21 protein-coding genes, 1 pseudogene and 1 other annotated feature are annotated in these 26,255 nt (G+C 40.0%); of the genes and pseudogenes, 17 read left to right on the top strand and 5 right to left on the bottom strand.

The window, feature by feature from the left end; translation table 11 throughout:
• Positions 1-4: 4 nt before the first annotated feature.
• Positions 5-637 carry a GNAT family N-acetyltransferase gene (locus tag CEF17_RS13010; RefSeq protein WP_100399898.1) on the bottom strand — a complete coding sequence of 211 codons (633 nt, stop codon included), beginning with the start codon at positions 635-637 and terminating at the stop codon, positions 5-7.
• A gap of 209 nt (positions 638-846) precedes the next feature.
• On the opposite strand from CEF17_RS13010, the gene acsA reads away from it, so the two are divergent.
• Together acsA and CEF17_RS21060 are read left to right on the top strand one after the other, a co-directional pair.
• Positions 847-2,565 (top strand): acetate--CoA ligase, encoded by a 1,719-nt coding sequence (gene acsA, locus CEF17_RS13005; protein WP_100399897.1) that lies wholly within the window; start codon positions 847-849, stop codon positions 2,563-2,565.
• 265 nt (positions 2,566-2,830) lie between these two features.
• A pseudogene (locus CEF17_RS21060) lies at positions 2,831-3,029 on the top strand (IS5/IS1182 family transposase); the annotation flags it as partial.
• Positions 3,030-3,121: 92 nt separating this feature from the next.
• Here the strand turns inward: CEF17_RS21060 and CEF17_RS13000 are convergent.
• On the bottom strand, positions 3,122-6,733 hold the full coding sequence (locus CEF17_RS13000; protein WP_100399896.1) for a transglycosylase domain-containing protein: 3,612 nt from the start codon (positions 6,731-6,733) through the stop codon (positions 3,122-3,124).
• A gap of 136 nt (positions 6,734-6,869) precedes the next feature.
• Positions 6,870-7,091 (top strand) — a binding site (T-box leader).
• A gap of 231 nt (positions 7,092-7,322) precedes the next feature.
• Between CEF17_RS13000 and tyrS the strand changes: the two genes are divergently transcribed.
• Positions 7,323-8,597: a tyrosine--tRNA ligase gene (tyrS, locus tag CEF17_RS12990; RefSeq protein ID WP_100399894.1), complete on the top strand. Its 1,275-nt coding sequence runs from the start codon at positions 7,323-7,325 to the stop codon at positions 8,595-8,597.
• A gap of 131 nt (positions 8,598-8,728) precedes the next feature.
• On the opposite strand, the gene rpsD is transcribed toward tyrS, so the two are convergent.
• Positions 8,729-9,331 (bottom strand): 30S ribosomal protein S4, encoded by a 603-nt coding sequence (gene rpsD, locus CEF17_RS12985; protein ID WP_100399893.1) that lies wholly within the window; start codon positions 9,329-9,331, stop codon positions 8,729-8,731.
• A 299-nt stretch (positions 9,332-9,630) separates the two neighbouring features.
• Positions 9,631-10,110, bottom strand: a complete 480-nt coding sequence (locus CEF17_RS12980; protein ID WP_100399892.1) for a GAF domain-containing protein — start codon at positions 10,108-10,110, stop codon at positions 9,631-9,633.
• A 149-nt stretch (positions 10,111-10,259) separates the two neighbouring features.
• On the opposite strand from CEF17_RS12980, the gene refZ reads away from it, so the two are divergent.
• The gene (gene refZ, locus CEF17_RS12975) at positions 10,260-10,898 is read left to right on the top strand and encodes a forespore capture DNA-binding protein RefZ (protein ID WP_100399891.1); all 639 of its coding nucleotides are present in this window, start codon (positions 10,260-10,262) and stop codon (positions 10,896-10,898) included.
• A 9-nt stretch (positions 10,899-10,907) separates the two neighbouring features.
• Here the strand turns inward: refZ and hisJ are convergent, their stop codons facing one another.
• Entirely contained in the window at positions 10,908-11,708 is an 801-nt protein-coding gene (hisJ, locus tag CEF17_RS12970) for a histidinol-phosphatase HisJ (protein WP_100399890.1), read from the bottom strand.
• A gap of 328 nt (positions 11,709-12,036) precedes the next feature.
• On the opposite strand from hisJ, the gene ezrA reads away from it, so the two are divergent.
• The 13 genes from ezrA to CEF17_RS12905 all read left to right on the top strand — a co-directional run bounded on the left by ezrA (position 12,037) and on the right by CEF17_RS12905 (position 26,089).
• Entirely contained in the window at positions 12,037-13,731 is a 1,695-nt protein-coding gene (gene ezrA / locus CEF17_RS12965) for a septation ring formation regulator EzrA (protein WP_100399889.1), read from the top strand.
• A gap of 500 nt (positions 13,732-14,231) precedes the next feature.
• Complete coding sequence (locus tag CEF17_RS12960; RefSeq protein WP_100399888.1) at positions 14,232-15,386, top strand: cysteine desulfurase family protein; 1,155 nt, start codon at positions 14,232-14,234, stop codon at positions 15,384-15,386.
• On the top strand, positions 15,383-16,591 hold the full coding sequence (thiI, locus tag CEF17_RS12955) for a tRNA uracil 4-sulfurtransferase ThiI (protein ID WP_100399887.1): 1,209 nt from the start codon (positions 15,383-15,385) through the stop codon (positions 16,589-16,591). Before CEF17_RS12960 ends, thiI begins: the two co-directional genes overlap by 4 nt.
• A 196-nt stretch (positions 16,592-16,787) precedes the next feature.
• Positions 16,788-16,997 carry an alpha/beta-type small acid-soluble spore protein gene (locus CEF17_RS12950; protein ID WP_054635130.1) on the top strand — a complete coding sequence of 70 codons (210 nt, stop codon included), beginning with the start codon at positions 16,788-16,790 and terminating at the stop codon, positions 16,995-16,997.
• Between the two features lie 126 nt (positions 16,998-17,123).
• Positions 17,124-18,770: an amidohydrolase gene (locus CEF17_RS12945; RefSeq protein WP_232725504.1), complete on the top strand. Its 1,647-nt coding sequence runs from the start codon at positions 17,124-17,126 to the stop codon at positions 18,768-18,770.
• Between the two features lie 2 nt (positions 18,771-18,772).
• The gene (gene sppA / locus CEF17_RS12940; protein WP_100399886.1) at positions 18,773-19,771 is read left to right on the top strand and encodes a signal peptide peptidase SppA; all 999 of its coding nucleotides are present in this window, start codon (positions 18,773-18,775) and stop codon (positions 19,769-19,771) included.
• A 15-nt stretch (positions 19,772-19,786) separates the two neighbouring features.
• Entirely contained in the window at positions 19,787-20,293 is a 507-nt protein-coding gene (locus CEF17_RS12935) for an RDD family protein (RefSeq protein WP_100399885.1), read from the top strand.
• 187 nt (positions 20,294-20,480) lie between these two features.
• Positions 20,481-21,182, top strand: a complete 702-nt coding sequence (locus CEF17_RS12930; protein WP_100399884.1) for a DUF2953 domain-containing protein — start codon at positions 20,481-20,483, stop codon at positions 21,180-21,182.
• Positions 21,183-21,184: 2 nt separating this feature from the next.
• Positions 21,185-21,625 (top strand): GerW family sporulation protein, encoded by a 441-nt coding sequence (ytfJ, locus tag CEF17_RS12925; protein WP_054635128.1) that lies wholly within the window; start codon positions 21,185-21,187, stop codon positions 21,623-21,625.
• Between the two features lie 194 nt (positions 21,626-21,819).
• Positions 21,820-22,320, top strand: coding sequence for a thiol peroxidase (gene tpx / locus CEF17_RS12920; protein WP_100399883.1), 501 nt, complete (start codon positions 21,820-21,822; stop codon positions 22,318-22,320).
• A gap of 144 nt (positions 22,321-22,464) precedes the next feature.
• Complete coding sequence (locus CEF17_RS12915) at positions 22,465-23,925, top strand: metallophosphoesterase family protein (protein WP_100399882.1); 1,461 nt, start codon at positions 22,465-22,467, stop codon at positions 23,923-23,925.
• Complete coding sequence (locus tag CEF17_RS20625) at positions 23,922-24,332, top strand: ABC-three component system middle component 6 (RefSeq protein WP_100399881.1); 411 nt, start codon at positions 23,922-23,924, stop codon at positions 24,330-24,332. Before CEF17_RS12915 ends, CEF17_RS20625 begins: the two co-directional genes overlap by 4 nt.
• On the top strand, positions 24,329-26,089 hold the full coding sequence (locus tag CEF17_RS12905; protein ID WP_100399880.1) for a DUF2326 domain-containing protein: 1,761 nt from the start codon (positions 24,329-24,331) through the stop codon (positions 26,087-26,089). Before CEF17_RS20625 ends, CEF17_RS12905 begins: the two co-directional genes overlap by 4 nt.
• The last annotated feature ends 166 nt before the right edge of the window (positions 26,090-26,255 follow it).

Below are 26,255 nucleotides of genomic sequence, written 5' to 3'. Positions count from 1 at the left end.
GTAATTAATACATAAACCTGTTTGTAAACCGTACAGCATCAAATTCTTGAATGTCATTGGTTTTAACTCTGCTCCCGATTCTGACCATCAGGCAGTTTGCAGGATGGGAGCTGATTTCAGGGTCATCTGTAGCCATCCATTCAAGTCCCCCGGCATTCATCATTTTTTCCATTACTTTTCGGTATTCCCAAACTGAGAGCCCGCTGCCTTTTAAATCCCAGTGCCAATAATATTCAGTTGTAATAACAATATAATCTTCCATTGCATCATCAAGCATGGACAGTTCAAGCAGGCCAGTGCCCAGCTTCGCTCCTCTGTAGCCATCAGCCACTTCTATGGCGCCTAATTCTAATAAATTATCCATTTTCGCATTCGACCAGCGTTCCATAGGATCTGGATAAACAAACGTCACATATCCTATGACTGTGTTTCCGTCTACAGCTACATTAATGCGGCCTTCAGGAAGGTCGGCAATCCCAATCAGTGCTTTCTTTTGTTCTTCAGGCTTTCGAAAAGCTATTAACCCTTCGTGAAATTCGTATTCATTAAGTTTTTTTCCAGAAATCGGTCCTTCAAGTAAAATGGTTCGATCTTGGAAATTCACCTCATTTGAATAGTATCTTTTCTTATGGATCATGGAAGTACCACCTTTTATGATTGGTAAGATGTGAACTATCACAATTATACATGACTAGATTTTCTATGGTTACATTTTACCGAAATTCGGTTACAAGATACACAATTTTGACAAAATTCCACTTATCTTTGAATTTAAAATTGAAGAAAAATTCATAATATATTATACTACTTATGAAGAGAGAACTTCAAAAGAGAGGAAGATGGTATATGAACGTGCAAACGCTTCCACCAAAGGATGGAAAATTCAATCTTGAAAGTTACGAAGAAGCGGCTAAGAACTTTAATTGGTCAGAAGCAGAGAAAAATTTCTCCTGGAGTGATACAGGAAAGGTTAACTTGGCCCATGAAGCCATCGATCGCTATGCTGACTCTCCTGATAAAAAAGATCAGGTCGCTTTATATTATAGTGATGCTAATAGAGACGAAAAGTATACTTTCTCCGAAATGAAAGAAATGACAAATAAGGCTGCAAACATTTTTAAGGAAGCAGGTATCACAAAAGGTGATCGCTTGTTCATCTTTATGCCCCGTTCTCCAGAGCTTTACTTTGCGGTCCTTGGTGCTATAAAGCTAGGGGCAATTGTCGGCCCATTGTTTGAAGCATTTATGGAAGGTGCTGTCCGGGACAGACTAGAAGACAGTGACGCCAAAGCACTGGTTACTACACCAGATTTGCTTGAACGTGTTCCTGTTGATGATCTTCCAAACTTAAATACAGTATTTATCCAAGGGGATAATGTAAAAGAAGAAGGTCCTTACTTAGATTATAGTGCTCGTCTTGACAAGGCAAGCGGCGAATTTGAAGTTGAATGGGTTGATCGTGAGGATGGACTAATCCTTCACTATACTTCGGGATCTACCGGTAAACCAAAAGGTGTACTTCATGTACACAATGCAATGCTTCAACATTACCAGACAGCTAAATGGGTTCTTGATCTTAAAGAAGACGACGTGTACTGGTGCACAGCGGACCCTGGCTGGGTCACAGGAACATCCTATGGTATTTTTGGACCTTGGCTCGTAGGTGCTACTAACGTAGTAAGAGGAGGCCGCTTTAGCCCGCAGGATTGGTATTCCACGTTAGAAAAATACAAGGTGACAGTCTGGTATAGTGCTCCTACAGCATTCCGTATGCTTATGAGTGCAGGTGATGAACTGATGAAAGAGTATGACTTATCTTCTCTTCGTCACATCTTGAGTGTAGGGGAGCCATTAAATCCGGAAGTAGTTCGCTGGGGTGAAAAAGTCTTTAACCTTCGGATTCATGATACATGGTGGATGACTGAAACTGGGGCTCAAATGATTTGTAACTATCCTAGCATGACAATTAAGCCTGGATCCATGGGCAAGCCTATACCAGGTGTGAAGGCTGCAATCATTGATGACCAAGGGAATGAGTTGCCGCCAAACCGGATGGGGAACCTTGCGATTGAAAAAGGATGGCCATCCATGATGAGAACGATCTGGAATAATGAAGAGAAGTATAATAGTTACTTTGAGATTGATGGATGGTATGTCTCCGGGGATTCTGCTTACATGGATGAAGACGGATACTTTTGGTTCCAGGGTCGTATTGACGACGTCATTATGACAGCTGGAGAGAGAGTTGGTCCGTTTGAAGTAGAAAGTAAACTGGTGGAACATCCAGCAGTTGCTGAAGCTGGTGTTATTGGTAAGCCTGATCCTGTCCGGGGAGAAATTATTAAAGCATTTGTAGCATTAAGAGACGGCTATGAAGTTACAGAAGATTTAAAAGAAGAAATCCGTACCTTTGTGAAAAAAGGGTTGGCTGCTCATGCTGCGCCTAGGGAGATCGAATTCCGAGATAAGCTTCCTAAAACACGCAGTGGTAAGATCATGCGCCGCGTATTGAAAGCTTGGGAGCTTGATTTACCAACAGGTGATTTATCTACAATGGAAGATTAATGGGAAAGCGCTGGGGACAAAACCCAGCTAGAGAAGAGCCTTCACCATCGGTGAGGGCTCTTTTTTTGATTACAGTATTCTAATGGGTGATTGTTCAAAGGTACACTTATGTTTACCTAAAAGGCACAAGTGCTCGTCCGTTCAAGCTTCCTTTCATTTGCTTTCACGGTGTCTTCTATGCACCTAAAAGGCACAAGTGCGACATGCGTTCAAGCTTCATTTCATTCGCCTTCACGGTGTCTCGCCGGCAAGGGTTTGGCTAACCACAGGCGAGATATACGGGAAGCGTAAGATCGACGTGGAGCTGAGCCAGTCACGAGAATTCTGAAGGATAATTTGCATGTCCTCGGATGTCGATGGGAGGCAAGGAAAAAGTGAAAAGCGAACTAGAGTTTGCCCTGATGGCGGTGAACTTGAGAAAGTACACCCTCCAGTCGGGTAATCAAACAGTATTGAATCCATAAATAAGGCTCCAATTATCAAAAGACGATAATGGAGCCTTATTTCCTTAGGTGAGACATGTTTGTTCCAGTCACTTTTTCTGCAAAAAATATAGTTAGTCGTCTTCATCATCCGATTCTGATCCGTCTTCACTGTTTTCCTGATCTTCAGCATTGGTATCCGCTTGATTTTCCTCGTTGTCAGCGTCTTCGTCATCTGACTCTTCTGCACCGTTATCAGCGGAATTGGAAGAAGCCTCTTCTTCTCCATTCGTATCGGAGGATGAGGCTTCTTCTTCATTGTTGTCCGAGCTGGTGTCATCTGACTCTTCTGGACTGTTATCAGCGGAATTGGAAGAAGCCTCTTCTTCTCCATTCGTATCGGAGGATGAGGCTTCTTCTTCATTGTTGTCCGAGCTGGTGTCATCTGACTCTTCTGCACTGTTATCAGAGGAATCGGAAGGAGCCTCTTCTTCTCCATTCGTATCGGAGGATGAGGCTTCTTCTTCATTGTTGGAACTTGTGTCATCTGACTCTTCTGCACCGTTATCAGAGGAACCGGAAGAAGCCTCTTCTTCTCCATTCGTTTCGGATGGTGAGGGCTCTTCTTCATTGTTGTTCGAACTGGTGTCACTTGACTCTTCCGTACCATTGCTATTTGTATCGGAGTTCTGATTCTCCTCGCTTGGTTCTGATGAGGAGCTTTCTTCATCACTGCTGTCGGAGCTGGTGTCACTGGATTCACTTGTAGGATTTTCTGATGAGTTATCCTCCTGGCCGCTGTCAGCAGCGGCGGAGGAATCCTCTTCATTATTTGAAGAGTTGCTTGTGTCTCCTTCTCCTTCGTTTATATTGGATTCTTCTTCATTGTTTTCCTCAGACTCTGAAGAGTCGCCTGTTTCGTCTGCTTCTTCGTTATTATTATCAGTTTCTTCTTCTGAATAGTTATTCCCTTCATCATCGTTATTGCCATTAGAGCCGTTGTCTTCAGAGTCCTCATCCTCTGTAGAGCCGCTGCTTCCTGATCCTTCTCCAACTGCAGTAGAGGAGGAAGAGGACTCTCTTCCCGCAGAATCTACAGCGGTGACATAATAAGCACTACTACCAGAGCCTAAATTGTACGAGGTGTTTGTATTCCCTTTAGAAACACCGACTGGTGAAAAAGATCCGCTCTCTGAAGACGCCTGGTAGATGCGGTAGCCTACAATGTCGTTATCAGAATGCTGGGACCAGGTGAGTTCTCCGCTGTTGATAGAAATATTTGATACAGAGGAAGGAGTGCGTCCATTATCAGGAGCTTCCACGTCCGGAATAACGTTATCCCAGTTGTCAGGTAAATAATCACTAATATCCTCATCTTCATCAATATCAAAATATTCTTCTTTAACAGCAATGCCGTTGTCAGTAAACTCTGATGGCGTATCATCAAGGGCCCGGTATGGAGTGCCATCAATCGTTACGTACTCTACTTCACTTAAACTGTCATCTTCTTCAGTCGGGAGAAATTCTTCATTAAATAAATCTTCTGTTACCAGGTCTGCTTCCTCACACAGATCGGAAGGCAGCATGCCTGATATCCCGCAAATCTCCTGACTTACAACACCATCTGGCTGTTCAAAAGTATCTTCTATTCCCAATGCTTCTGGATCACCTTCATAGGCAGCGTTCATGAAGTCTGCCCATATCCTTTGGGTTCTCCAGCTATAGCCTCTGCCGTTATGTCTTTCAGCAAGGGATTGAGGAATATCATAGCCCAGCCACACACCAAAGGTCACATTTGGGTTAAAGCCAACAAACCAGGCATCATGGATTTCATTTGTCGTTCCTGTTTTTCCAGCCCAGTCACCTTCAAAGTCTAACATGTCCGGAAGGGAAGTGGCTGTTCCTTCCTCTGTGCCCAGCACGTCTCGTAAAATGTCCAGCATAAGATAAGCAGTTTGGGCAGAAAACACTTCTCTAGGTTCCGGTTCATGCTCATATATCACTTCGCCGTCATGGGTTTCAATTCGGTCGATAATATACGAATCGTTATATTGTCCGTCGTTAGCAAATAAGCTGTAAGCAGCCGTGTTCTGCTCCACGGTTGCACCGTTGGTTAAACCACCAATAGCGCCTGACTCGTATGGATCATTCTCGTCTAGATTTGTAAATCCCATATTGATCAAGTCTTCCCGGGCATCTTCATGCTCTACACGCTGCAATGCTTTTACAGCAGGGATATTTTGAGAACGAACCAGTGATTCACGAACAGGGATAAATCCTTCGTATTCATCGCTGTTGAAGTTTGTGATCTCATCACCAGTACTATAGGTGCTGGGTACGTCAGGCACAATGGTTCCAGGCTGAAGTTCTCCCCGGTCCATAGCTGGTCCATATGCTAAAAGGGGCTTCATGGTGGAACCGTTTTGTCTAAACCCTTGGGTGGCATGATTCATGCTTTCTCTTGAGTGATCGCGCCCTCCGACAAAACTAATAATAGCGCCTGTGCGATTATCTATCATAACAGCTCCGACTTCCTCTGGTTCTACTTCACCATCTTCTCCTTGCCTGTCCGGGCCAAACCATTCAACATTATCCACGGCTTCCTGCATATTATCATAAATATCCTTGTTTACAGTGGTATGCACTTGATACCCGCCGTTAGCAAGTTTCACTCGAGCATCCTCATGGTAGGATAATATTGTTTCCTGCCGTTCTTCTTCGTCCATTCCTTCTATATCTACACCGTCTTCTTCAATCAATTGTTCTCTTATAATTTGGATAGCACGGCGCTGTGCTTCATTAGTTAAATAAGGATATTCATCGAATGTTCTCGGGCGAGGGTCAGCCAGGCTTTCTTCAATGTCATAAGCCTGTGCTTCCTCGTATTCCTCTTCTGTAATATAGCCGCTGGCTTTCATTCTGTTTAAGACTGTCTGCATGCGGTTAAGACCGGCATCAAAGCTGTCTTTCACTTCACCTGTTGATGTAAACGGGGTATATCCAAAAGGGTTTTGGGGCAGACCTGCTATAAAAGCTGCTTGTGGAATATTTAGTTCAGCAGCGTCTACACCGAAAATTCCTTCTGCAGCTGCTTGTACGCCCGCAATATTTTGTCCGTTAGAGTTTCGGCCGAAAGGCACGATGTTTAAGTATGCTTCAAGAATATCTTCCTTTTCAAAGAATTCTTCCATTCTCATCGCTAGCATTATTTCTCTCGCCTTGCGGTCAAAGGAAACTTCATTGCTAAGCATTTGGTTTTTTACGATTTGCTGTGTTAACGTACTTCCTCCTGTTTGATTGGCTGCTCCAGTGATTTCTTGGAAAGTCGCTCGCATGATTGCTTTCGGTACGATACCATCATGTTCGAAAAAATATTCATCTTCTGTGGCGATGATAGCATTCACCAGATTATCAGATACTTCGTCAACTTCTATATCTCGCCTTTCCAAATCAGAACTAATTTCTCCTAAGTAAACCTCGTCGGCAAAATAAATTTCACTGGTTTCTTCATAGTCATAGAGCTCTTCTTCCATTTCGTCAAAGGAGCGAGCTGGCTCGTCTTCAACCAGGGAAACAAAATACCCGGCACCTGCTCCCCCAATAAAAAACGTTCCCATAAGTAAAAGGACAAAAAGAATTAAAATAAGATTCCAGACAACATAAGATGTTATATTCAGTCCTCTGACGACAGGAAGGTCTTTCCATTCATCGGTTTTTGCATTTAACCTCTCAAAAAAACTTTTCATTCTTGTATTCCCCCCAAAAAACATCAATCGTATTATAGCATAGACCATACATTCCTACATGAAGTGAAAGTAGGCTTTACAACCAGTTTGACAATCATTTAGAGATTTGGTACAAAAGGATTATCTACATAAAAATATTGAAGTGATGACAGATTGAAGTAGCATAGATTTCCCTGTTACAGAGAGCCGGCGGCTGGTGAAAGCTGGTACATAAATCTTTTTGCGAAATACGTTCTTGAGCTTCCTCGCCCTTATTGATAGGGGAGAGGACGGGATTGTTCCCGATATCTAAACGAAGTGGAAAGCAGGCACTTTCAGCTTTCAAAAAGGGTGGTACCGCGGCCAACTCGTCCCTTGTCTTGGGACGAGTTTTTTGTATTATTCTTGGCTCTCTTAAAGGTGATGGCACTAACAGCACGCTGTCCGTCTTTCGAATAAGACGTTTCTTACGGGAGTTTGTGCAGAAATATCATATAAGGCTAACTGTGCATATGAAGAAGATATATGTACTACTTTGTAACTAAGTATCCTTCTATACTTATACCCGATAATATACCCGATAATCTTACTTTTTAAAGGAGAGAAGATGATGAACATTTTAGAGGAACTAGAATTCAGAGGTCTTGTAAACCAGGTAACGGACAGGGAGGGGCTGGAGTCTCTGCTTAAGAAAGAGCAAGTAACGCTCTACTGTGGGTTTGACCCGACAGGAGACAGTCTGCATATTGGACACTTGCTGACAATTATTACCCTGCGCCGCTTTCAGCTGGCAGGTCATAAACCGCTGGCTCTTGTTGGCGGGGCAACGGGCCTGATCGGAGATCCAAGTGGGAAAAACGCTGAAAGAACACTAAATGAAGAGGAGATAGTTAAATCCTACAGCGACAGAATTAAAGGGCAGCTGGAAAAGTATTTAAGCTTTGATGGCGGAGATAAAGCAGAACTTGTGAATAACTATGACTGGATCGGTGAAATGAACGTAGTTCAGTTCCTGCGTGATGTCGGTAAGCATTTTGGGCTTAATTATATGCTTGCAAAAGAATCAGTAGAGTCAAGAATTAAGACAGGTATTTCTTTTACGGAGTTCAGCTATCAAATACTACAATCATATGACTTCTACAGACTCTATGAGGAAAAAGGCTGTAAACTTCAGCTCGGAGGAAGTGATCAGTGGGGCAATATCACTGCAGGGCTTGAGTTGATCAGAAAGATGAAAGGCCAGGAAGAAGAGGAAAGAGCCGAAGCTTTCGGATTTACTATTCCCCTTGTAACCAAAGCTGATGGTACGAAATTCGGCAAGACTGAAGGAGGTGCCATCTGGCTTGATCCTGAAAAAACATCGCCTTACGAGTTTTATCAATTCTTAATCAATACTGACGATCGAGATGTATTGAAGTTCCTAAAATATTTTACGTTTCTTTCAGAGGAAAAATTGTCTGCTTTAGAAAAAGAAGCAGCAGAACGTCCTGAGGAGCGCGCTGCCCAAATTAGGCTAGCCGAAGAAGTCACACGCTTTGTCCACGGAGAGGAAGCATTACAGCAGGCTCAAAACATCAGTCAAGCATTATTTGGCGGAGGGGATTTAAAAACCTTAACAGCTAATGAAATCAAGCAAGGTTTTAAAGATGTTCCTACCTTTGTGGCAGAAGAAGAAGGGTACGGACTAATAGATCTTCTTGTGGAAGCAGGAATTTCTTCCTCGAAAAGACAAGCTAGAGAGGATATTAAAAACGGAGCCGTCTACATTAATGGTGACCGCTGCCAGGATATGCAAAAGACCATCAGTCAGGGAGACAAAATCGATGGAGCGTTTACAATTATTAGAAGAGGGAAGAAGAAATACTTCTTAATACAATATGCTTAAAAAAGAGGAGGCCGTTTCATCATCTCCTTCATAAAGAAGAAAAGAGCCAGTAATCCTGAAGCTGCTGGCTCTTTTCTATTTTTCTATTGAATTGAAAAGAAAAAACCTGCCGTAATGGCAGGTTTTTGATATTAACGAGAGTAGAACTCAACGATAAGAGCTTCAGTGATTTCAGCTGGAAGCTCAGAGCGCTCAGGGTAGCGGGAAAAGCTGCCTTCAAGCTTCTCTTCGTCGAAAGTAACAAAGTCAGGAACGAAGTTGTTAGCTTCTACTGCTTCTTTAATAGAAGAGTTGTTGCGAGATTTTTCACGAACACCGATAACTTGTCCTGGAGCTACACGGTAAGATGGAATATCTACACGTCCGCCATCAACAGTGATATGACCGTGGTTAACAAGCTGGCGCGCTGCACGACGAGTGCGGGCAAGTCCTAAACGGTACACAAGGTTGTCCAGACGGGACTCAAGAAGGATCATGAAGTTTTCACCATGAACACCTTTCATTTTGCCTGCAATATCAAATGTGCGACGGAATTGACGCTCATTTAAGCCGTACATAAAACGAAGCTTCTGCTTTTCTTGAAGCTGCTGGCCGTACTCAGAAAGCTTTTTCCGTTGAGTAGGTCCGTGCTCACCTGGTGCATATGGGCGTTTTTCTAATTCTTTTCCTGTGCCGCTCAAAGAAATTCCAAGACGGCGGGATTTTTTCCAAGATGGTCCTGTATAGCGTGCCATACAAAGACTCCCCCTTTATATTTTAAAGTTATGGAAAAAAGAACAACAATGATAATCTCCTGACATGCTCATTTTGTTTTCATGCACCTTCGCCTCGACAGCTAGAGGTTACCTGATACACCTCAACCCGTTTTCAGCCGCTGGGTTAAGAGGAACAAAATGATGAGGGTTAACACATCAAGTTTATCCAGGCTGTCTTTTTTTACACAAGGGAGATTATATAATGAATAAGAAGGAAAGTCAATCATCCTGGACAACTATCTTTATAGAAGGCTGGAAGGTCGTTGTCTTCATTCTCACTAAAGGTGACGGATCAGGACGTCCACAAACTCCTCTAGATAGAGTGTCTCTTCTTCTGTAAAACGGTTTTTTTCCGGGCTGTCGATATCTAAGACTCCAAGTAATTCTCCTTCTTTGAGCAGTGGAACAACAACTTCAGAACGTGAAGCAGCATCACAGGCGATATGCCCTGGAAAAGCATGCACGTCATCTACTCTAATCGTCTTACGTTCAGCGGCAGAAGTTCCGCACACACCCTTTCCAAGTGGAATTCTTACACAGGCAGGAAGACCATGAAACGGGCCGAGTACAAGTTCTCCTTCTTTATAAAGATAAAAGCCTGCCCAGTTCACCCGGTCCAGAAATTGATTTAATAAAGCTGAAGCATTTGCTAAATTAGCAGTCATGTCCCTTTCTCCGCTCAGGAGAGCATCAAGTTGTTTGTTTAAGGTGGTGTAGCTGTCTTTAAGAGAATCATTATATTGTACTGGTTTAAACATTTTTTTCACCTGCTTTATAGTTTTTTAATACCTTTCGTAGAGAAATCTGACTAAAAGAGGGCAGAACTGTCGAGAAGTTTCAAAAGGAAATAAAAGTAAGAAACAGAATATATACTTTATGAAACTGAGCTGGAAAGGGAGGACCTTCCATGAGTAAAAAAGAAGGAATGACGAAAAGAAAAGTGATGGATGCAGCTACCTTTCTCTTTAACACCAAAGGATTTCACGGCACTTCTGTGAGGGCAATTGCTGAGAAAGCAAACATTAATGTTTCCTTAATTTCTTACTACTTTGGAGGAAAGCAAGGTCTCCTTGAAAATTTAATGACCGATTATCTTGAAGGGTATTTGCACACCCTTGAAAAAGAAGCGGAAAGGCTTACTGAGCTAGGGGCCAGGCGAACATTGCTAAATATTATGGAAAGCTCTCTTGAATACATGCAGAAAAACCATCAACGTTCCCGCTTTGTTCTTCGGGAAATGACATTGGATTCAGTGCTGGTCAGAGAACTTATGAGCACCTATTTTATGAAAGAAAAGCACATGTACTCACTAGTGATTCAACATGGCATTAAGCAAGGGATCTTTGCCAGGGCTCCTTTAGACTGGACAGTAATGTATGTCAGGGGAATGGTGACAATGCCCTTTCTCCATCCACAGTATATTAGAGAAGTATTTCATTTGCAGCCCCAGGAATCTTATTTCCTGAAAGTATATCTGAAAGAATTGTCTCACTGGGTCGATCATCATTTAATCCATGATATCGAAACATCAGCAGCTTCCTTATAGAGCCCCTGATCAGAGCAGCTGGCTGCTGCCCTGCATCATTTCCTTTGCCTGGTGAGCATCCGATCCATAGATCAAGGGAATGTTTCGTTTCATTGCTTCATCAGCAACCCAGGAAGGGGGATAAGGCTCCCTGCATAAAGGCTTTGCTGTCCCAGCCCCATTATAATCCAATTCATACCCCTGGTCCTGGATCGCATTCAATATAGCAAGGATAGGTTCTTTAGGAGCTGTGTTGCCAGTAAACTTTTTCTGGAATTTGCGTACTAAAGTCATGTGTCCGATTCGGCCAGGCTTGTAAGCGCCAAGATCGCTGTATATCGACTTTAGTACGGTTTCGTAGTATTTATCAGCTACACCTTCTACGCTCCCAAATATAGTAGTTAATTCCTGAAAAGAATCAGGGCTGTAGTCAAGACATATGTATTCGTTTTTCTGTTTTTTTTTCAAAAAGTGCACGGAGAGAATAGCATCATCCAAACGAGGGCCGAATTCATTTAAAAAAGCCTTGACTTCGCTCTCAAAACCCTCAATATAATCAACTTCCAGTCCTGTCTTGATCAGGATGTCAGATGTATATTTCATTTTTACTCTTTCGATCTCTTGGAAATAAGAATCCAGCTGTCGGAATTCCATTGCACTGTCTTTCTCGGGAACAGGGTCTTCAAAGTTTAGAGGAAGGGGAGCATGCTCGGCAAAAGTGATGGTTTTCAGACCGGCTTTCATCGCTTCTTCTACATATTTCTCCAAGGGATCCAGTGTTCCATGGGGACAAAATGGTGTGTGAACATGGCCGTCACGATCAACAATCATAGTGTTTACCTCCCATTTTATTTCCCTTTACAGGCGAAGGGAATTTTTTCGTTTGTTTACATGGAAATGACTTCAAAAATAATCTTATCATGTTATCATTATAATAAGTGTATTCTTCTATGATCTTTTATAAAGAACGTTTCTGTTCTTTGTGAGTTTTTTATAGAAGAAGAAGGAATTTGATGTTTTATGTAGAAAAAAATCAACTTAATGAGTTTTGATAGGTAAAACTGCTTTACAGCAGCTCGGAATATAATAAGTGTTAAAAGTCAGTCAATCAAGAGATTGTGCCTACCTTATTGGTGTGGAGAAACTGGAGTGAGGTCATATGATATATGTGGTTATCAGCATTGCTGTTATCTTTGCGGTAGTGATTATCAGCGGTTCGGTTTTACGGAAAAATATTTATAAAGAAGTAGACCGAATAGAACGCTGGAAATCAGACGTTACAAATCGTCCCGTTGCTGAAGAAATATCCAGGGTAAAGGGATTAACGATTTCAGGAGAAACAGAAGAAAAGTTTGAGTCCTGGCGAAAGGATTGGGATGATATCATTGATGTCCATCTTCCGGACATAGAGGAAGCTCTCTTTGATATTGAAGAATGGGCAAATAAGTATCGTTTCAAAAAATCAAAAGAGCTGATAAAGGCTGTAGAGGTCCAGCTTGAGGAAATTGAAAACCAGATTGATAATATAATGACAGATGTAAATGAACTAGTACATAGTGAAGAGAAGAACCGCTCAGACATAGGCGAAGTTAAGGAAAAATACCAGGATGTCAAAAAGTACATTTCTCTTCATTGGCGTTCGTTTGGCAAGGCAGGTAATCACTTTGAAAAGAAGTTAAAGGAAGTAGAAGAAGGTTTCTCCCATTTTGAAGAAGAGACATTGGATGGGAATTACCTTCAGGCCAGGACAGTCCTTACCAATGTGAAAGAAGAGCTTTCTTTAATGAAAGAACAATCAGAAGAAATTCCTTCGCTTTTAATCGAAATTGAATCGGATTTTCCAGCCGAGCTGAAGGATATTGAAGCTGGCATGGAGGATATGAGAGAAAAAGGATACCAGCTTGATAACTTTTCTTTTGAAAAGGACATCCAGGCATATCGCGAAGAACTTCCAAAGCTGGTCAAAGATGTAGAAAATTTAGAGCTTCAGAAAGTGAGAGACCGGCTGGAGGAGCTTCATCGCAATCTTGAGGGAATCTACACGTCCCTGGAAGAAGAAGTCGATGCAAGAGAGTATGTTGAATCCACGATCCTAAGCATTAAAAATGACGTGGAAAGACTTCAATACCAGCTGCAGGAGCTGGGCCATGAACGAGGAAAGGTAGAACTAAGCTACCGCATCCCTGAAGATGAGGTTAATCGTCAGCAAAAAGTAAAAAAAGAGTTTGAACAAGCTGATAAATCATGGCGTGTCTTTAAGGATTTATTCGAGAACAAAAAGCAGTCCTTTACATCCTTAAAGAATATGCTTAAAGACTTAAGCAGTGACCTCAGCCAAATTGATAAAATGATTCGTGCGTCAAAAGAGACGCTTTATACGTTAAGAAAAGATGAGCTAAAAGCTCTTGATAATTTGAAGGAGCTTCGTAAACAAATGGTTCAGGAAAAACTGGCTCTTCAAAAGAGCAGGCTTCCATACGTTCCAGGATCTCTTGTCGATGAAATGGAAAAAGCTGATGAGATGTTGTCTCTTGCTTCTAAGCGTCTTCAGGATCTTCCGTTAGAAATGAATAAAGTATATGAGGAAGTAGAAAAAGCAAGCTTGCAGCTTCAAAAAGCTTCAAATTATTTAAGAGAAACCATTGAGAAGGCAGAGCTCTCAGAGTCACTGATTCAATACGGTAATCGCTTCAGACGACAATCACCTGAAGTAGAGGAAGCTTTAATGCATGCTGAACAAAAGTTTCGTCAAGGCTCCTATGAAGCAGCTGTGAATCTAGCATTGCCTGCGTTAGAGAAAAAAGAGCCACAAGTGCTGGAAAAAGTAAAGGAACGAGCAAAGGAGAGGGCATAAAGCCTTCTCTTTTTTATTTCTTTCACTAAAAGTAATACGGGAAGGAATACATACTGTGTTATTCGTAGTTTCCTGCGGTATACTAAATGTAACAATGAGGATGCTTATGAAAAAATCTGCCTCAAGGAGGCAGAAATGATTTGGCTCCTGATGGTACCACGCTTTTGCAGATGAAATGCTTAACGGGATAGAAGAACAGGAGTAACAGAAAAGTCCTTTGCAGTTTGGGGAGGTCCCTTTACCTGAAGTAAATCCAGATTGATAAAAGAATTTTTTTCTAATTTTGAAGCATGTGAAGTACTATACTTATTTGAGTTAAAACAGGAGTAGTGCAATAAATTCCTGCTGAAAGAAACCTTGTAGAACGGTCCCTGTAGAGCGCAGAAGCGCTTTTTTTCTTTAAGACGGGAAAAGACTTACTATCTCGAATATAAAGATGAATTATGCTATTATATATTGTTGCAAACTAGACCATGCATAACCTAAAAGGGGTTTTTACAATGATATATTTGGATAATAGTGCCACCACATCACCTTATCCAGAAGCAGTAAATACATTCACCCAAGTATCTCAGCAATTTTTTGGAAACCCTTCTTCTCTTCATTCGGTAGGGCTGGACACAGAGATGCTATTAACCAAGGCAAGAAGCTCGATAGCCAGGCTTCTTCATATTACCCCTTCAGAATTAATCTTCACCTCTGGAGGAACTGAGGGGAACAATCTTGCTATTAAAGGAGCTGCATTGGAACACCAAGGAAGAGGAAGACATGTAATTACTACAGAAGTAGAACATCCTTCTGTGAAAGAAGCTTTTTCTCATTTGGAGAAAATTGGATTTGAAGTAACCTGGCTTCCGGTGAATAAGGATGGGCGGTTGGAGGTCGAAACTCTGGTTGAATCACTAAGAGAGGATACCATTCTTGTGTCTGTCATCCATGTGAATAATGAAATGGGGACAATTCAGCCAATTGAAGAAATCGGCACAGTTTTAAAGGACTGGCCCAAAGCTGTTTTTCATGTGGATCATGTACAGGGAATGACCAAAGTTCCTTTATCGTTTAAAGAGGCCCATATAGATTTATGTACTTTTTCAGCTCATAAGTTCCATGGGTTAAAAGGAACAGGAGCAATCTATATTCGAAGTGGCGTAAAGCTGTCACCTCTTTTTCATGGGGGCAGTCAGGAGCTTGCTCATCGTCCTGGGACAGAAAATGTAGCTGGCATTGCTGCTATGGCGAAAGCATTAAGGCTCTCTCTGGAAAAAAAGGAAAAAGAGAGAGACAAAATGGAGCGGCTGAAAGAAAAATTGATGAATGCATTGGATAGAGTAGAAGGAGTATATGTTAATACTCCACGGAAAGGGAGTGCCCCTCATATTGTTAATTTTTCCATACCAGGGGTGAAGCCTGAGGTGCTCATCCAGGCACTGACCAAAAAAGATATACATGTTTCAACAAGGTCAGCTTGTTCTTCGCGATTACATGAACCGAGTGAGGTACTACTTGCAGCAGGTAAGAGTAGAGCACGGGCAGAGAGTGCCATTAGAGTGAGCTTTTCTTTGGAAACGACAGAAGCGGAAATTGAAGCTTTGTTAGGGGAATTACATTTTCAAATACCAGAATTATTGAAAGTTATGGGAGCGAATAAAAAATGATTTATGACCACATTTTAGTGAGATATGGTGAACTGGCTTTAAAAGGAAAAAACAGAACTGCTTTTGAAAAGCAGCTGCAAAGAAATATTAAGCATGCCCTGACGGCTCACCCGACGAGCAAGATCAAACGTACTTTTGGCCGTATGTTAATAGAAATTCATGATGAAGATCCAAATGAAATGCTCGAAAAGCTGAAGCATGTGTTCGGAATTTCTTCCTTCTCTTTAGCCATAAAAACTGAAAATGAGGAAGGGAAAATAAAAGAGGGGGCCCTTCAGGCCTTCTTAAACCACATTCCCAAGGCTGCTACATTTAAAGTCAGTGCACGTCGTACGTATAAACCTTTTCCGATCCCTTCCCAGCAGTTAAATCCTGTGGTAGGAGCTCATATTCTAAGAAATACAGAAGGGGTAACAGTAGATGTACACAACCCGGATGTTGAAATTACAGTTGAAGTAAGAGAACAAGGCACGTATATAAGCTGTGGAAGAATAGAAGGAGCGGGAGGACTTCCTGTTGGAACAAGCGGAATGGTTATGCTAATGCTTTCCGGCGGGATAGACAGTCCGGTGGCCGGGTATATGGCCCTTAAACGAGGAGTGGACCTGGAAGCCGTTCATTTTCACAGTCCTCCTTACACAAATGAACGAGCACGCAAGAAGGTGGAGGACCTTACACAGATCTTGACGAAATTTGGGGGGAAGATTAAGCTTCACATTGTCCCTTTTACAGACACGCAAAAAGCGATCCATCAACATATTCCTTCAAGCTATGCAATGACTGTGATGAGAAGGATGATGCTGAGAATTACTGCTCAAATTGCTGAAAATAGAGGAGCAAAAGCGATCGTTAATGGGGAAAGCCTAGGACAGGTTGCCTCCCAGACGCTTGACAGTATGCATTCTATCAATGAAGTGACGAACCTTCCCATTCTGCGCCCCCTTGTCACCATGGATAAGCAAGAAGTCATTCAAATTGCCCATCAGATTGACACGTATCAGACATCAATTCTGCCATACGAGGATTGCTGTACAATCTTTTTGCCTTCTGATTCTAAAACGAAGCCAAACAGGGAAAAATCAAATCGTTTTGAAAACCGCTTTGATTTTCAGCCTTTTATCGAAGAGGCTGTGCAGAAGGTAGAAACGATTGAAATGGGCCCTGCTTCTGGCAAAAAAGAAAATGTGCTCGATGACTTATTATAAGATTCTCTAGTAAGAAAAAAGGGTGCAAAAAAACAAAAAAACATTTTGGTAATCTGAATGGTGTTACATTTTTCGTAATGATGGCATTCGTTCTCTTCGTTGTCTGAAAAATCCTTTTCATTCATGAATTACCTATATTTTTACTACATGAACAAGGGGCTCCAGGTAAAGGCTAGTTGATGAGGAGGTGAGAAAGATGGCTAACAATAACTCATCAAATCGCTTGGTTGTACCTGGAGTCCAACAAGCTCTTGACGAAATGAAATATGAGATTGCTCAAGAATTCGGAGTGAACTTAGGAGCTGACACTACTTCCAGAGGCAACGGTTCTGTTGGCGGAGAAATTACAAAGCGTTTAGTTCAAATGTCCGAACAGCAATTTAGCAATGGACAGCAGCAACAATAAAAATTGAATAATATGGCTATATAAGGAGAAGGCATGGCCTTCTCCTTTTGTGAGTTTATGCATTTTCTAAGAAGAACAGCAACGCAGTATCCTTTTGAGTTGAAAACCCTGCTTACTTTTGGGAAGATGAAGACTAGAACACGAAGATACGGGGTGAGAAGAGCGGTGGGCACACTTTGGTATAACGGCAAGATTTATACAATGAATGATGAGAGTGAATCAGTAGAAGCCGTTGTTACACATAATGGACGAATTAAGGCTGTTGGTACTAAAAACGAAATGAAAAATAAATGGAACGAAACGATTACCACATACGTAGATCTTAAAGGAGGCGTTGTATTCCCCGGGTTTGTCGACAGTCATTTACATATGATTGGTTATGGTGAGAGTATGCTTCGCCTGGATTTATCTCAATTGAAGTCTGCTGACGATATGAAAAAAGCTCTGCTTGAAAAAGCAAGGGAGTTAAAACGGGGGCAGTGGCTTTTAGGAGAGGGGTGGAATGAAAACAATTTTCCGGACAGAAAAATTTTTCACCGTCAAGAACTGGATGAAATTGCTCCTGACAATCCAGTAGTTCTTACAAGAGTATGCCGTCACGCAATCCTGGCGAATTCTAAGGCCCTTGAACTTGGCGAGGTTACTGCAGAGACAGAAAATCCTTCTGGAGGGGTTATTGTAAGAGATAATGAGGGAGAGGCGACAGGTTATTTACTGGATGCAGCTCAGGAACTAGTAAGAGAAGCAGTACCAGAAGTAACCGATGAGTATTTAGAGGCAGCTTTAACGGCAGCATTGGATGATATGGTGAAAAAAGGACTTGTGGGCGGCCATACAGAGGATTTGAATTATTACGGAGGGTTTGCTCAAACATTTGATACCTTTACTAAGGTGATCGATGGCAAGAAAAGAAAATTCAGAGCCCATTTACTCGTGCATCATGAAGTGATCGAAGATATGAAAAACAAAGGGTTTACATATGGAGAAGTAAATGAATATCTTTCCTTTGGCGGGATGAAAATCTTTGCCGATGGAGCCCTTGGCGGCAGAACTGCCTTGTTACGACAACCTTACAATGATGCACCTGAAACTTCTGGTGTAGCCATGCATACGAGAGATGAATTAAAAGAGCTTGTTAAAAAAGCCCGATCTTTTGAAATGCCAGTTGCCATCCATACGATTGGAGATTTGGCATTGGAATATGCGATAGAAGCAGTGGAGGAGTATCCGGCTCCCCCACATACAATGGACCGCTTTATCCACCTGCAGATTGCTCCATCAGACCTTAGGGAACGACTTAAAAGCCTTCCGGTTGCATTAGATATTCAGCCGAGGTTTGTCGCTTCTGATTTTCCTTGGGTCGAAGAGCGCCTTGGTACATGGAGGCTGCCATATTCTTTTGCATGGAAAACTCTTCTTAAGGAGGGATTAAACTGTGCTGGAGGATCGGATGCTCCCATTGAACCAGTGGATCCCCTGTTAGGAATACATGCAGCAGTCACCAGAAAAAGCCCGGGGGAAGACCATGAAGGTTATATGCCGGAGCAGAAACTGACTCCCTTCGAAGCAGTCAGCTTGTTTACAACAGGAAGCGCCAAAGCCATTGGAAAAGAAGAAACCTACGGAAAAATACTTCCAGGTTATGCAGCGGATTTCACGGTATTAGATAAAGATATTCTTACTGCTCAACCTGATGAGATTTTGACTGCCAGTGTGCTTCAGACTGTTATAGATGAGACAATAGTATATCAAAAAGAGGAAGAGGAGGATTAAATATGAATGGGAAACGTTGGATAGCTTTGGGCATTGCCGCATTATTGTTACTAGTCTCTGTGTCCTTTCAATTTGTTTCAACAATAGCAACAGGTAACTTTGAAGGGATGTTTGAGGCAGGAGATGAGCCATGGGAAGAGCATATTGTAGAAGATGGCAGTGAGCTGGGAAGAATCGCTGTGATCGACCTTGAAGGCGTTATTCAAGATACAGGTACAGACCAAGGATTGTTTTCTGGAGGGTATAACCATAGAGAATTTCTTTATATGCTTGAACGTGCCGGAGAAAACAACGATATTGAAGGGATAATAATTAATGTGAATACGCCTGGCGGAGGGGTCGTTGAAAGTGCAGAAATTCATGATCGCATCGTAGAAATCCAGGAAGAACAGGGGAAACCCGTGTATGTGACGATGGGCAACCAGGCTGCTTCTGGCGGCTATTACGTGGCTGCCCCGGCTGATCGAATCATAGCTCATCCTGCAACCATTACCGGTTCCATTGGCGTGATTATGCAAAATATAAATATAACAGAACTAGCTGATGATCTAGGAGTAGACTTTACAACAATCCAAAGCGGACCATACAAAGACATTATGTCAGCGACCAGGGAAATGACTGACGACGAAGAAGAAATTTTGCAAAGCATCATTGATGAATTTTACGATGATTTCGTTACAGTTATTGATAATGGCCGAGATAATCTGACGGAACAAGAGGTGCGAGAGTTAGGAGATGGCCGCATCTATTCCGGCACCCAGGCTCACGAAGTAGGCTTAGTTGATGACTTAGGAACACTTGCAAATGCCATTGACATCATGAAAGAGGAATATGGTTTAGAAGGAAGCCAGGTTGTCCGTTTTGAGCCGACTTTTCGTTTTAACCAGTTTTTAGGAGTAACAGCCAGAAATTTAGTTGTCAGTGATATGGAGCTGCTTGGGATAAATAAACTTCTCACCGAACCTAATGCTCCTAGAGCCATGTATTTGTACACGGAATAGGAGGGGGAAGTGACTATGGATACTACGTATAACGGAGAGGAAACAAGATCTCCTGAACGAGAAGAAAGCCTAAGACAGGAGGCAGTCTTAGAGGAAAGCCAAAGATATGCAGGGTTTTGGATGAGATTTTGGGCTTACATTACAGATCTCATTATTGTATTTAGTATCAACGGACTTCTGCTCATACCATTTGCCTTTACAGAAGGAAATAACATGAACCTGTTTGGTTTTTTAACAGCCCAAGGAATTATTTCGAGTTTGTCAGCATATATATACTTCCTTTTGATGACAAAATACTTAGGGCAGACTCTTGGAAAGATGCTTTTTGGTTTGAGGGTTATAAAAAAAGACAATGGTGTTTTAAAATGGTCTGATGTCCTGTTTAGGGAAGTGGTCGGACGGTTTATTCACAGGAGCCTTGTTATTACTAATATTCTATATATCGTGGTGGGCTTCACAAATGAAAAGCAAGGAATTCATGATATGTTCTCCGATACACGGGTCATTCATGAAAGAAAGTAAGAGAGGGGCACAGCCGCTCTCTTTTTTACGTTCAATGAAAAGTTACGCTGCCTGGTTAAGCAGTGGGGCAGCCATACCATATGTCAACAAAGCACCTTTTGATGGAAATATGAAATAAATGCAATTCGTTTTACAAAACCAAAGACAAAATGGCAAACAAGTTTAAAGAAAATATTGGTTGTCAATAATGAAGGAAAAAAAGGTGGATATTATGATATGGATGTGGTGGGCGTTAGGCATAATAGTAGCACTGCTAATCTTGCTATTAATCACCCCAATTCGTCTTGATGTTACATATTGGCATAATGGGGACGATGACCAGCTCACGATAAAAATAACAGTGTGGAAGGTCATTTCCAAAACCATTGAAGTCCCTGTTATTGCTATAGACAAAGAATCCCCCTCCTTGGTTTTTAAAGAAGAGGTAAAAGGAGCGGGCGGGGACAAAGAATATATCCGAAAAGAAACGCCAAATGAATTAGTAGAGCAAGTACGTGAGCTTAACCGGTGGCTGCAGCAGATTGTCGGTCTGCACCGAATTGCCCGCCGCTTTTTAAAACATGTAAAAGTTAAACGATTTAACTGGAGCAGCAGCCTTGGGGCTGGGGATGCCAGCACGACCGGATGGCTTTCCGGACTGATTTGGTCCATAAAAGGATCAATGGCGGGTCTGTTGTCTTCATATCTTACGTTAAAATGTATTCCGGAGCTTAAAGTAGACCCCATTTTTCAGGGATGGGCTTCAAAAACTCATTTAGAATGCATGGTAACTCTTCAATTAGGGCATGCTATTTTTGCGGGAATATTAGTTGTGCGTCACACAAAAGGAGAATTCAGTTCGCTTTTTGTAAAGCACAGGCGTTCGGAATCACATAAAAAGGAGGCATAACAGTGTCTGAACATCCAATACAAGGTCTTATGAAAACAGCGATGGAAAATTTAAAAGGGATGGTAGACGTTAACACCATTGTTGGCGATCCCGTTGAAAGTCCTGACGGAAGTGTCATTGTCCCTGTTTCAAAAGTAGGTTTTGGTTTTGCTGCCGGAGGAAGCCAGTTTATCATGTCTGAGAAGAATGAAGAAGTAGAAATCCCTTTTGGCGGTGGTAGCGGGGGCGGAGTTTCAATTACTCCTATTGCTTTTCTCGTTGTTAACTCTACAGGGATAAAAATGATTCACCTGGATAATAGTACCCACCTTTATGAGAAGCTAATGGAGTTCGCTCCGCAGGTGGTAGAAAAAATTCAGCAAATGGTAAACAGCGGTCAAAATCAAAGCGGCGGAATGACCCCGCCAACACAGTCTCAAAATAATCAAACCCCGCCTTTATAAGAAAAATGGCCTGTCCTTCATGCAGGCCGTTTTTTTATACGTTTTGTTACATGTTGTGGTTGACTAAAGACGTTCGCTTACACATTTATTAAATAATTATCCTAAAAAGTGATGACCCTAAAATGGTAAATGCTTGAAACAGGGGCGGCTGTCATTCTAAGATGGACAGGAAGATATTTCAGGGAGGAGATCATATGGCAAAAGTAACTTTTAAAGGCAACCCGATGACATTACTAGGAGAAGAAGTAAAAGAAGGGGACACCGCTCCGGACTTTACAGTATTAGCAAACGATTTGAGCAAGGTTTCGCTCATGGACTCAAAAGGAAAGGTAAGACTGATTAGTGTTATCCCCTCTATTGATACAGGAGTATGTGCAGAACAGACTCGCCGATTTAACGAAGAAGCAGCCAATCTGGATAATGTAGAGGTACTCACTATCAGCTGTGACCTTCCTTTTGCACAGAGACGCTGGACGGCAGATAAGGATATCGAAAATGTCCAGACACTGTCCGATCATAAGGATCTTTCATTCGGAAAGGCTTATGGCGTTGTTATGGAAGAGTTAAGGTTGTTGGCTCGATCTATTTTTGTAATCGACAGCAACGATAAAGTAACGTATACGGAGTACGTTTCAGAAGGTACAGATCACCCTGATTATGCCGCTGCAATAGAGGCAGTAAAAAAAAGTGGGTAAAAGTTATCCCCTAGAAAAAAGAGATTTGAAAAAAAGCGTTCTTTAGGGACGCTTTTTTTTTGAAATAATGTTTTTGTAGAATCCTAAAAATTAGGTTTAATATGGTAGAATTAAGATAAATTGTCTAGTGGAAGGGTTGTTTTAATGAAAGTTCGTTACTTGCAAATTTCTGATCTTCATTTTCAGTTTCTTAATTATGATACCGAGGTAATGAGAGATAAGTTAATTAATTATTTAATGGAATTAAAGAGTAAAGGAGAATTTAATTTTCTTTTAGTCACGGGAGATATTGGTCACCGTGGAGACAATTACAATGTGGATATAAAGGATTATTTATATAAGATAATTGAAGGGCTTAATTTATCCAAAAAAGACGTTCACTTAATACCTGGTAATCACGATATAACAAGAAATCAACCTAGATCATTAATAATTAATCAGATTGTAAAAGATTGTAAAAACCCTTCAGAAGAGATTGAAAATTTACAAGAGGATACTTATAACCTTTTGTTAAACGGTCAAAAACAATTTTTTGATTTTTACAAGGATTTTATGGGAATAGAATATCCAAAAGATGATTTACATTTCGTTTCACATTCTGATAATTGTAATATTTTATTAATGAATACTTGTTTAGTCTCTCACAAAAAAGGTGAAGAAGGAGAACTCTTAATCAATAGAAGAAAATTTTATAAGGCAATAAAGAACATGGGGCAAGGTAGTAAAGGGGTTAGTTCCTTAAATGTTGCTATTGGTCATCATACATTAGATTGCTTAAATCAAATAGATAGAAAAGCTATTATGGCACATTTTGAAGATTACAACATTGATATTTATATGGCTGGGCATGTTCATGATCCTTCTTACAATATTACTTCAAACCAAAGTGATAATCCATTCTTAGAATTGGTTAGTGGAGCAATTACAGCGGATGAATACGCAGTACCTGGCTTTCTTGTAGTAGAGGTAGATTTGAAGAATGGAGATACAGAAGCTAATTATCATATTTGGAATAAGGCACATCAATATTGGACAACAAATAATCAAGTGGGAAGAAAAACTCGTCAAGATGGTAAGTTGTCTTACACAATTGAAAGACTAAAAAATAACAACTTTAATGAAAAAGAAGTACTAGAAGAAGAAAGTGAAATAATAGATGAAGATGAATTTAAGCAATTTATTGTTGATTTTCATGAAAAGAATGCAGTAAACAAAACAACAGGTCAGACCACGTTGGAGAATAGGGTTGAATTAGAAAAAAAATTTTATGATATGAAGTGTGGAGAAACGTTTAAAAATAAGTTTGAGAGCTATTCAAAGTATTTTGGTGTTATTAATCAAATTATGGAATCCACTTCATATGTTAGCGCTGATAAAAAAGATTTGATTGCAGAAATAGTAATTGATAAGTATTTAGAATTTCATAACCATTATAGTAATGGGGATGAGATATTTATTAAAATCTTAAGTGAAATTCATGAAGAGAATTGGGAATTATTCCCTTACTCAAAAGCGTTAACAAAAAAATATGTTAGAATACTTATTTGCTGGTGTATTTATGAATGTGAGATTTTTAATGATAATAAAAGGAATTTAATAGAATGAACGTTACCGAATTTGAATGTTCCTCAAATGTCCTTGTTGGTTCTTGTCTTTTATATAAACATAAAGATAATTTTATTGAATTTGGCGGCGATTTAATTTCTCTTAAGGAGGTAGCTCTCAAGGAAGGTAATTTTAGGAGGATAAGCATGAATTATTTTTTATTAACCAAATACCACTCAGTTGAAGAAAATGTATTATTCACTTCTAAAATTCTGTATGAGTTGTTAGAGCATGAAAAACACATTGATCAGCTTTTTTTAGATTTTGCTAATAAAAGGAATATAAAAATCAACATCAATATAGAGAGAATCCTCTACTTGTCTTTAACATTTTTGTTTTCCTTAGGAAAGGTAAAGTTTAATGACCATATGATAAAAAGAATAGATACTGGAGAAGAATGGATATGATTTTAAAAGAACTGTATGTGTTTAATGCTAGTGAAGAGCGTTTAATAAAAAATATTAAATTTAATGAGATAGGTGTGAACATAATACTTGGGGAAAAGAGGGAGGATGAAGATGAAACAAATGGAGTCGGCAAATCAACGATGGTTGACTGCTTATCTTTTCTAATCGGAAAATCTATACCAGAATTTTATTCTAACAACGAGCAATTACTCAAAAGAAACATTATTATTATTTTAGAAGTTGAAGCGGGTGATAGAAAGTTATTTTTGGCAAGAGCCTTTAATTCCCCTAAGTACGGATATTATTTAGATGCGCCCTCTATATCCTTTGATCTCATTGAATGGGAAAAATATGGGATAAAAAAATACAAACAATTGGTCGAAGAAATAATGTTTGCTAATAGCAAAGAGGAAGATATTAGTTTTTCAGCTTTACGTGAATATATAATTAGAGATGAAAAAACAGGGTTTAATGATATTTTTCTTTCCAACAGGAATGCACTAAACCAACATAGGTTACTTAGTTATTTATTTACCCTCCCTTATAAGGCTGAAAAAAATATTAAAAGTTATAAAGATCAAATAGAGAAGTTGAATAACGAAATAAAATTAATAGAATCTATGCATATAAATCTAGGTGAATTAAAGGTAAAGGAAGAAGAGTTGACCAACGTAATTAGTGAGTACGATAAACTAATTAAAGAAGCAAAAACTTCAGATCAATACAATGAAGATTCCAATAAGTATTCTGCAATCAAAAAACAATTAAACAAAACACAAAGTGAAATATTTGAAAGTGAGCATATAAGAAGACAATATTTAAAAAACATCAGTGATTTAAAGGAAAAAGTCAATGAAATTAAGCAACTTGAAAATATTGAAGGTTTCTATCAGGATTTGGTAGGTTATTTCCCAGAGGAAGTAAAACTAAATTATGAACAAGTTAAAGAATTTTACGATTTTATGGTCGAAAGTAGAGGGAGTTATTTCCAAGATAAAATTTCTAAACTGAACTCAAATTTAAAAAAACTCTACTTAAAAAAAGAAGATCTTGAAAGGGAACTAGAAGAAAGGTCTAAAATTTTTAAAAGTAATACTTTTATAGAAGATATTTCCATTGTGATGGATAACAAGAGAAGAAGTGAGATTCAATTAGCTGAAGTGAGGGTTAGAATTAACGATTACAACAAAAAAAATCAACTTTTTGATAAGATAAATGACATACAACAAGAAATTTTTAGAGTAAATTCAATGCACTATGAGGAATTTCAAGCCTACGCATATAAAAAAGAGCAGATCAAAAGCCTGTTTAATGAACTAATGGAAGTTACATATGATCAAAGTGGTTTTTTAGAGTTTGAATATGACAACCGAATTGGTAATTCTAAGAAAACAACAACAGGAAGAATAAAAATAACTTGTTCTATTCCAGATGAGCGATCGCACGGTAGGCTTCACATGAAAATAAATATATTTGACCTAAGTTGGTTTTTATACAGGTGTCTTAATAATTTTAAATTAAATTTTTTAATCCATGATGGGTCATACTCTAACCCTGACCCTTATGTAAAGGGAGCTTTACTGAAGTATATTGATAAAAAGCTGAGGCAAAATTTAAGAGGGCAATATTTTGTAACGATAAATAAAACAGAGCTTTTAGAAAAAGATTTAATAGAGTTTGAAGAACAAAAATTAATTGTGGCGAAGCTAGATAGACTAGATGAAAATAATAATAGATTTTTTGGATTTAAATTTTAAATACTTCTGTAAACCACATAATATTAGGGTTTTAAATTTGTTGGTTACATGAAGGCTTTACAGCTACATTGAATCACACACTCCTGATTATGAAGCTGTGTTAAATCATTTAAAAGAGCATACAAACGGGTAGGTACCCATAAGTTGTGCATAGGTGTTTCCTTTT

Source organism: Bacillus sp. FJAT-44742, assembly GCF_002797315.1.
Taxonomy (GTDB): domain Bacteria; phylum Bacillota; class Bacilli; order Bacillales; family Marinococcaceae; genus Thalassorhabdus; species Thalassorhabdus alkalitolerans.
This window is presented reverse-complemented; position numbering and strand designations above follow the sequence as displayed.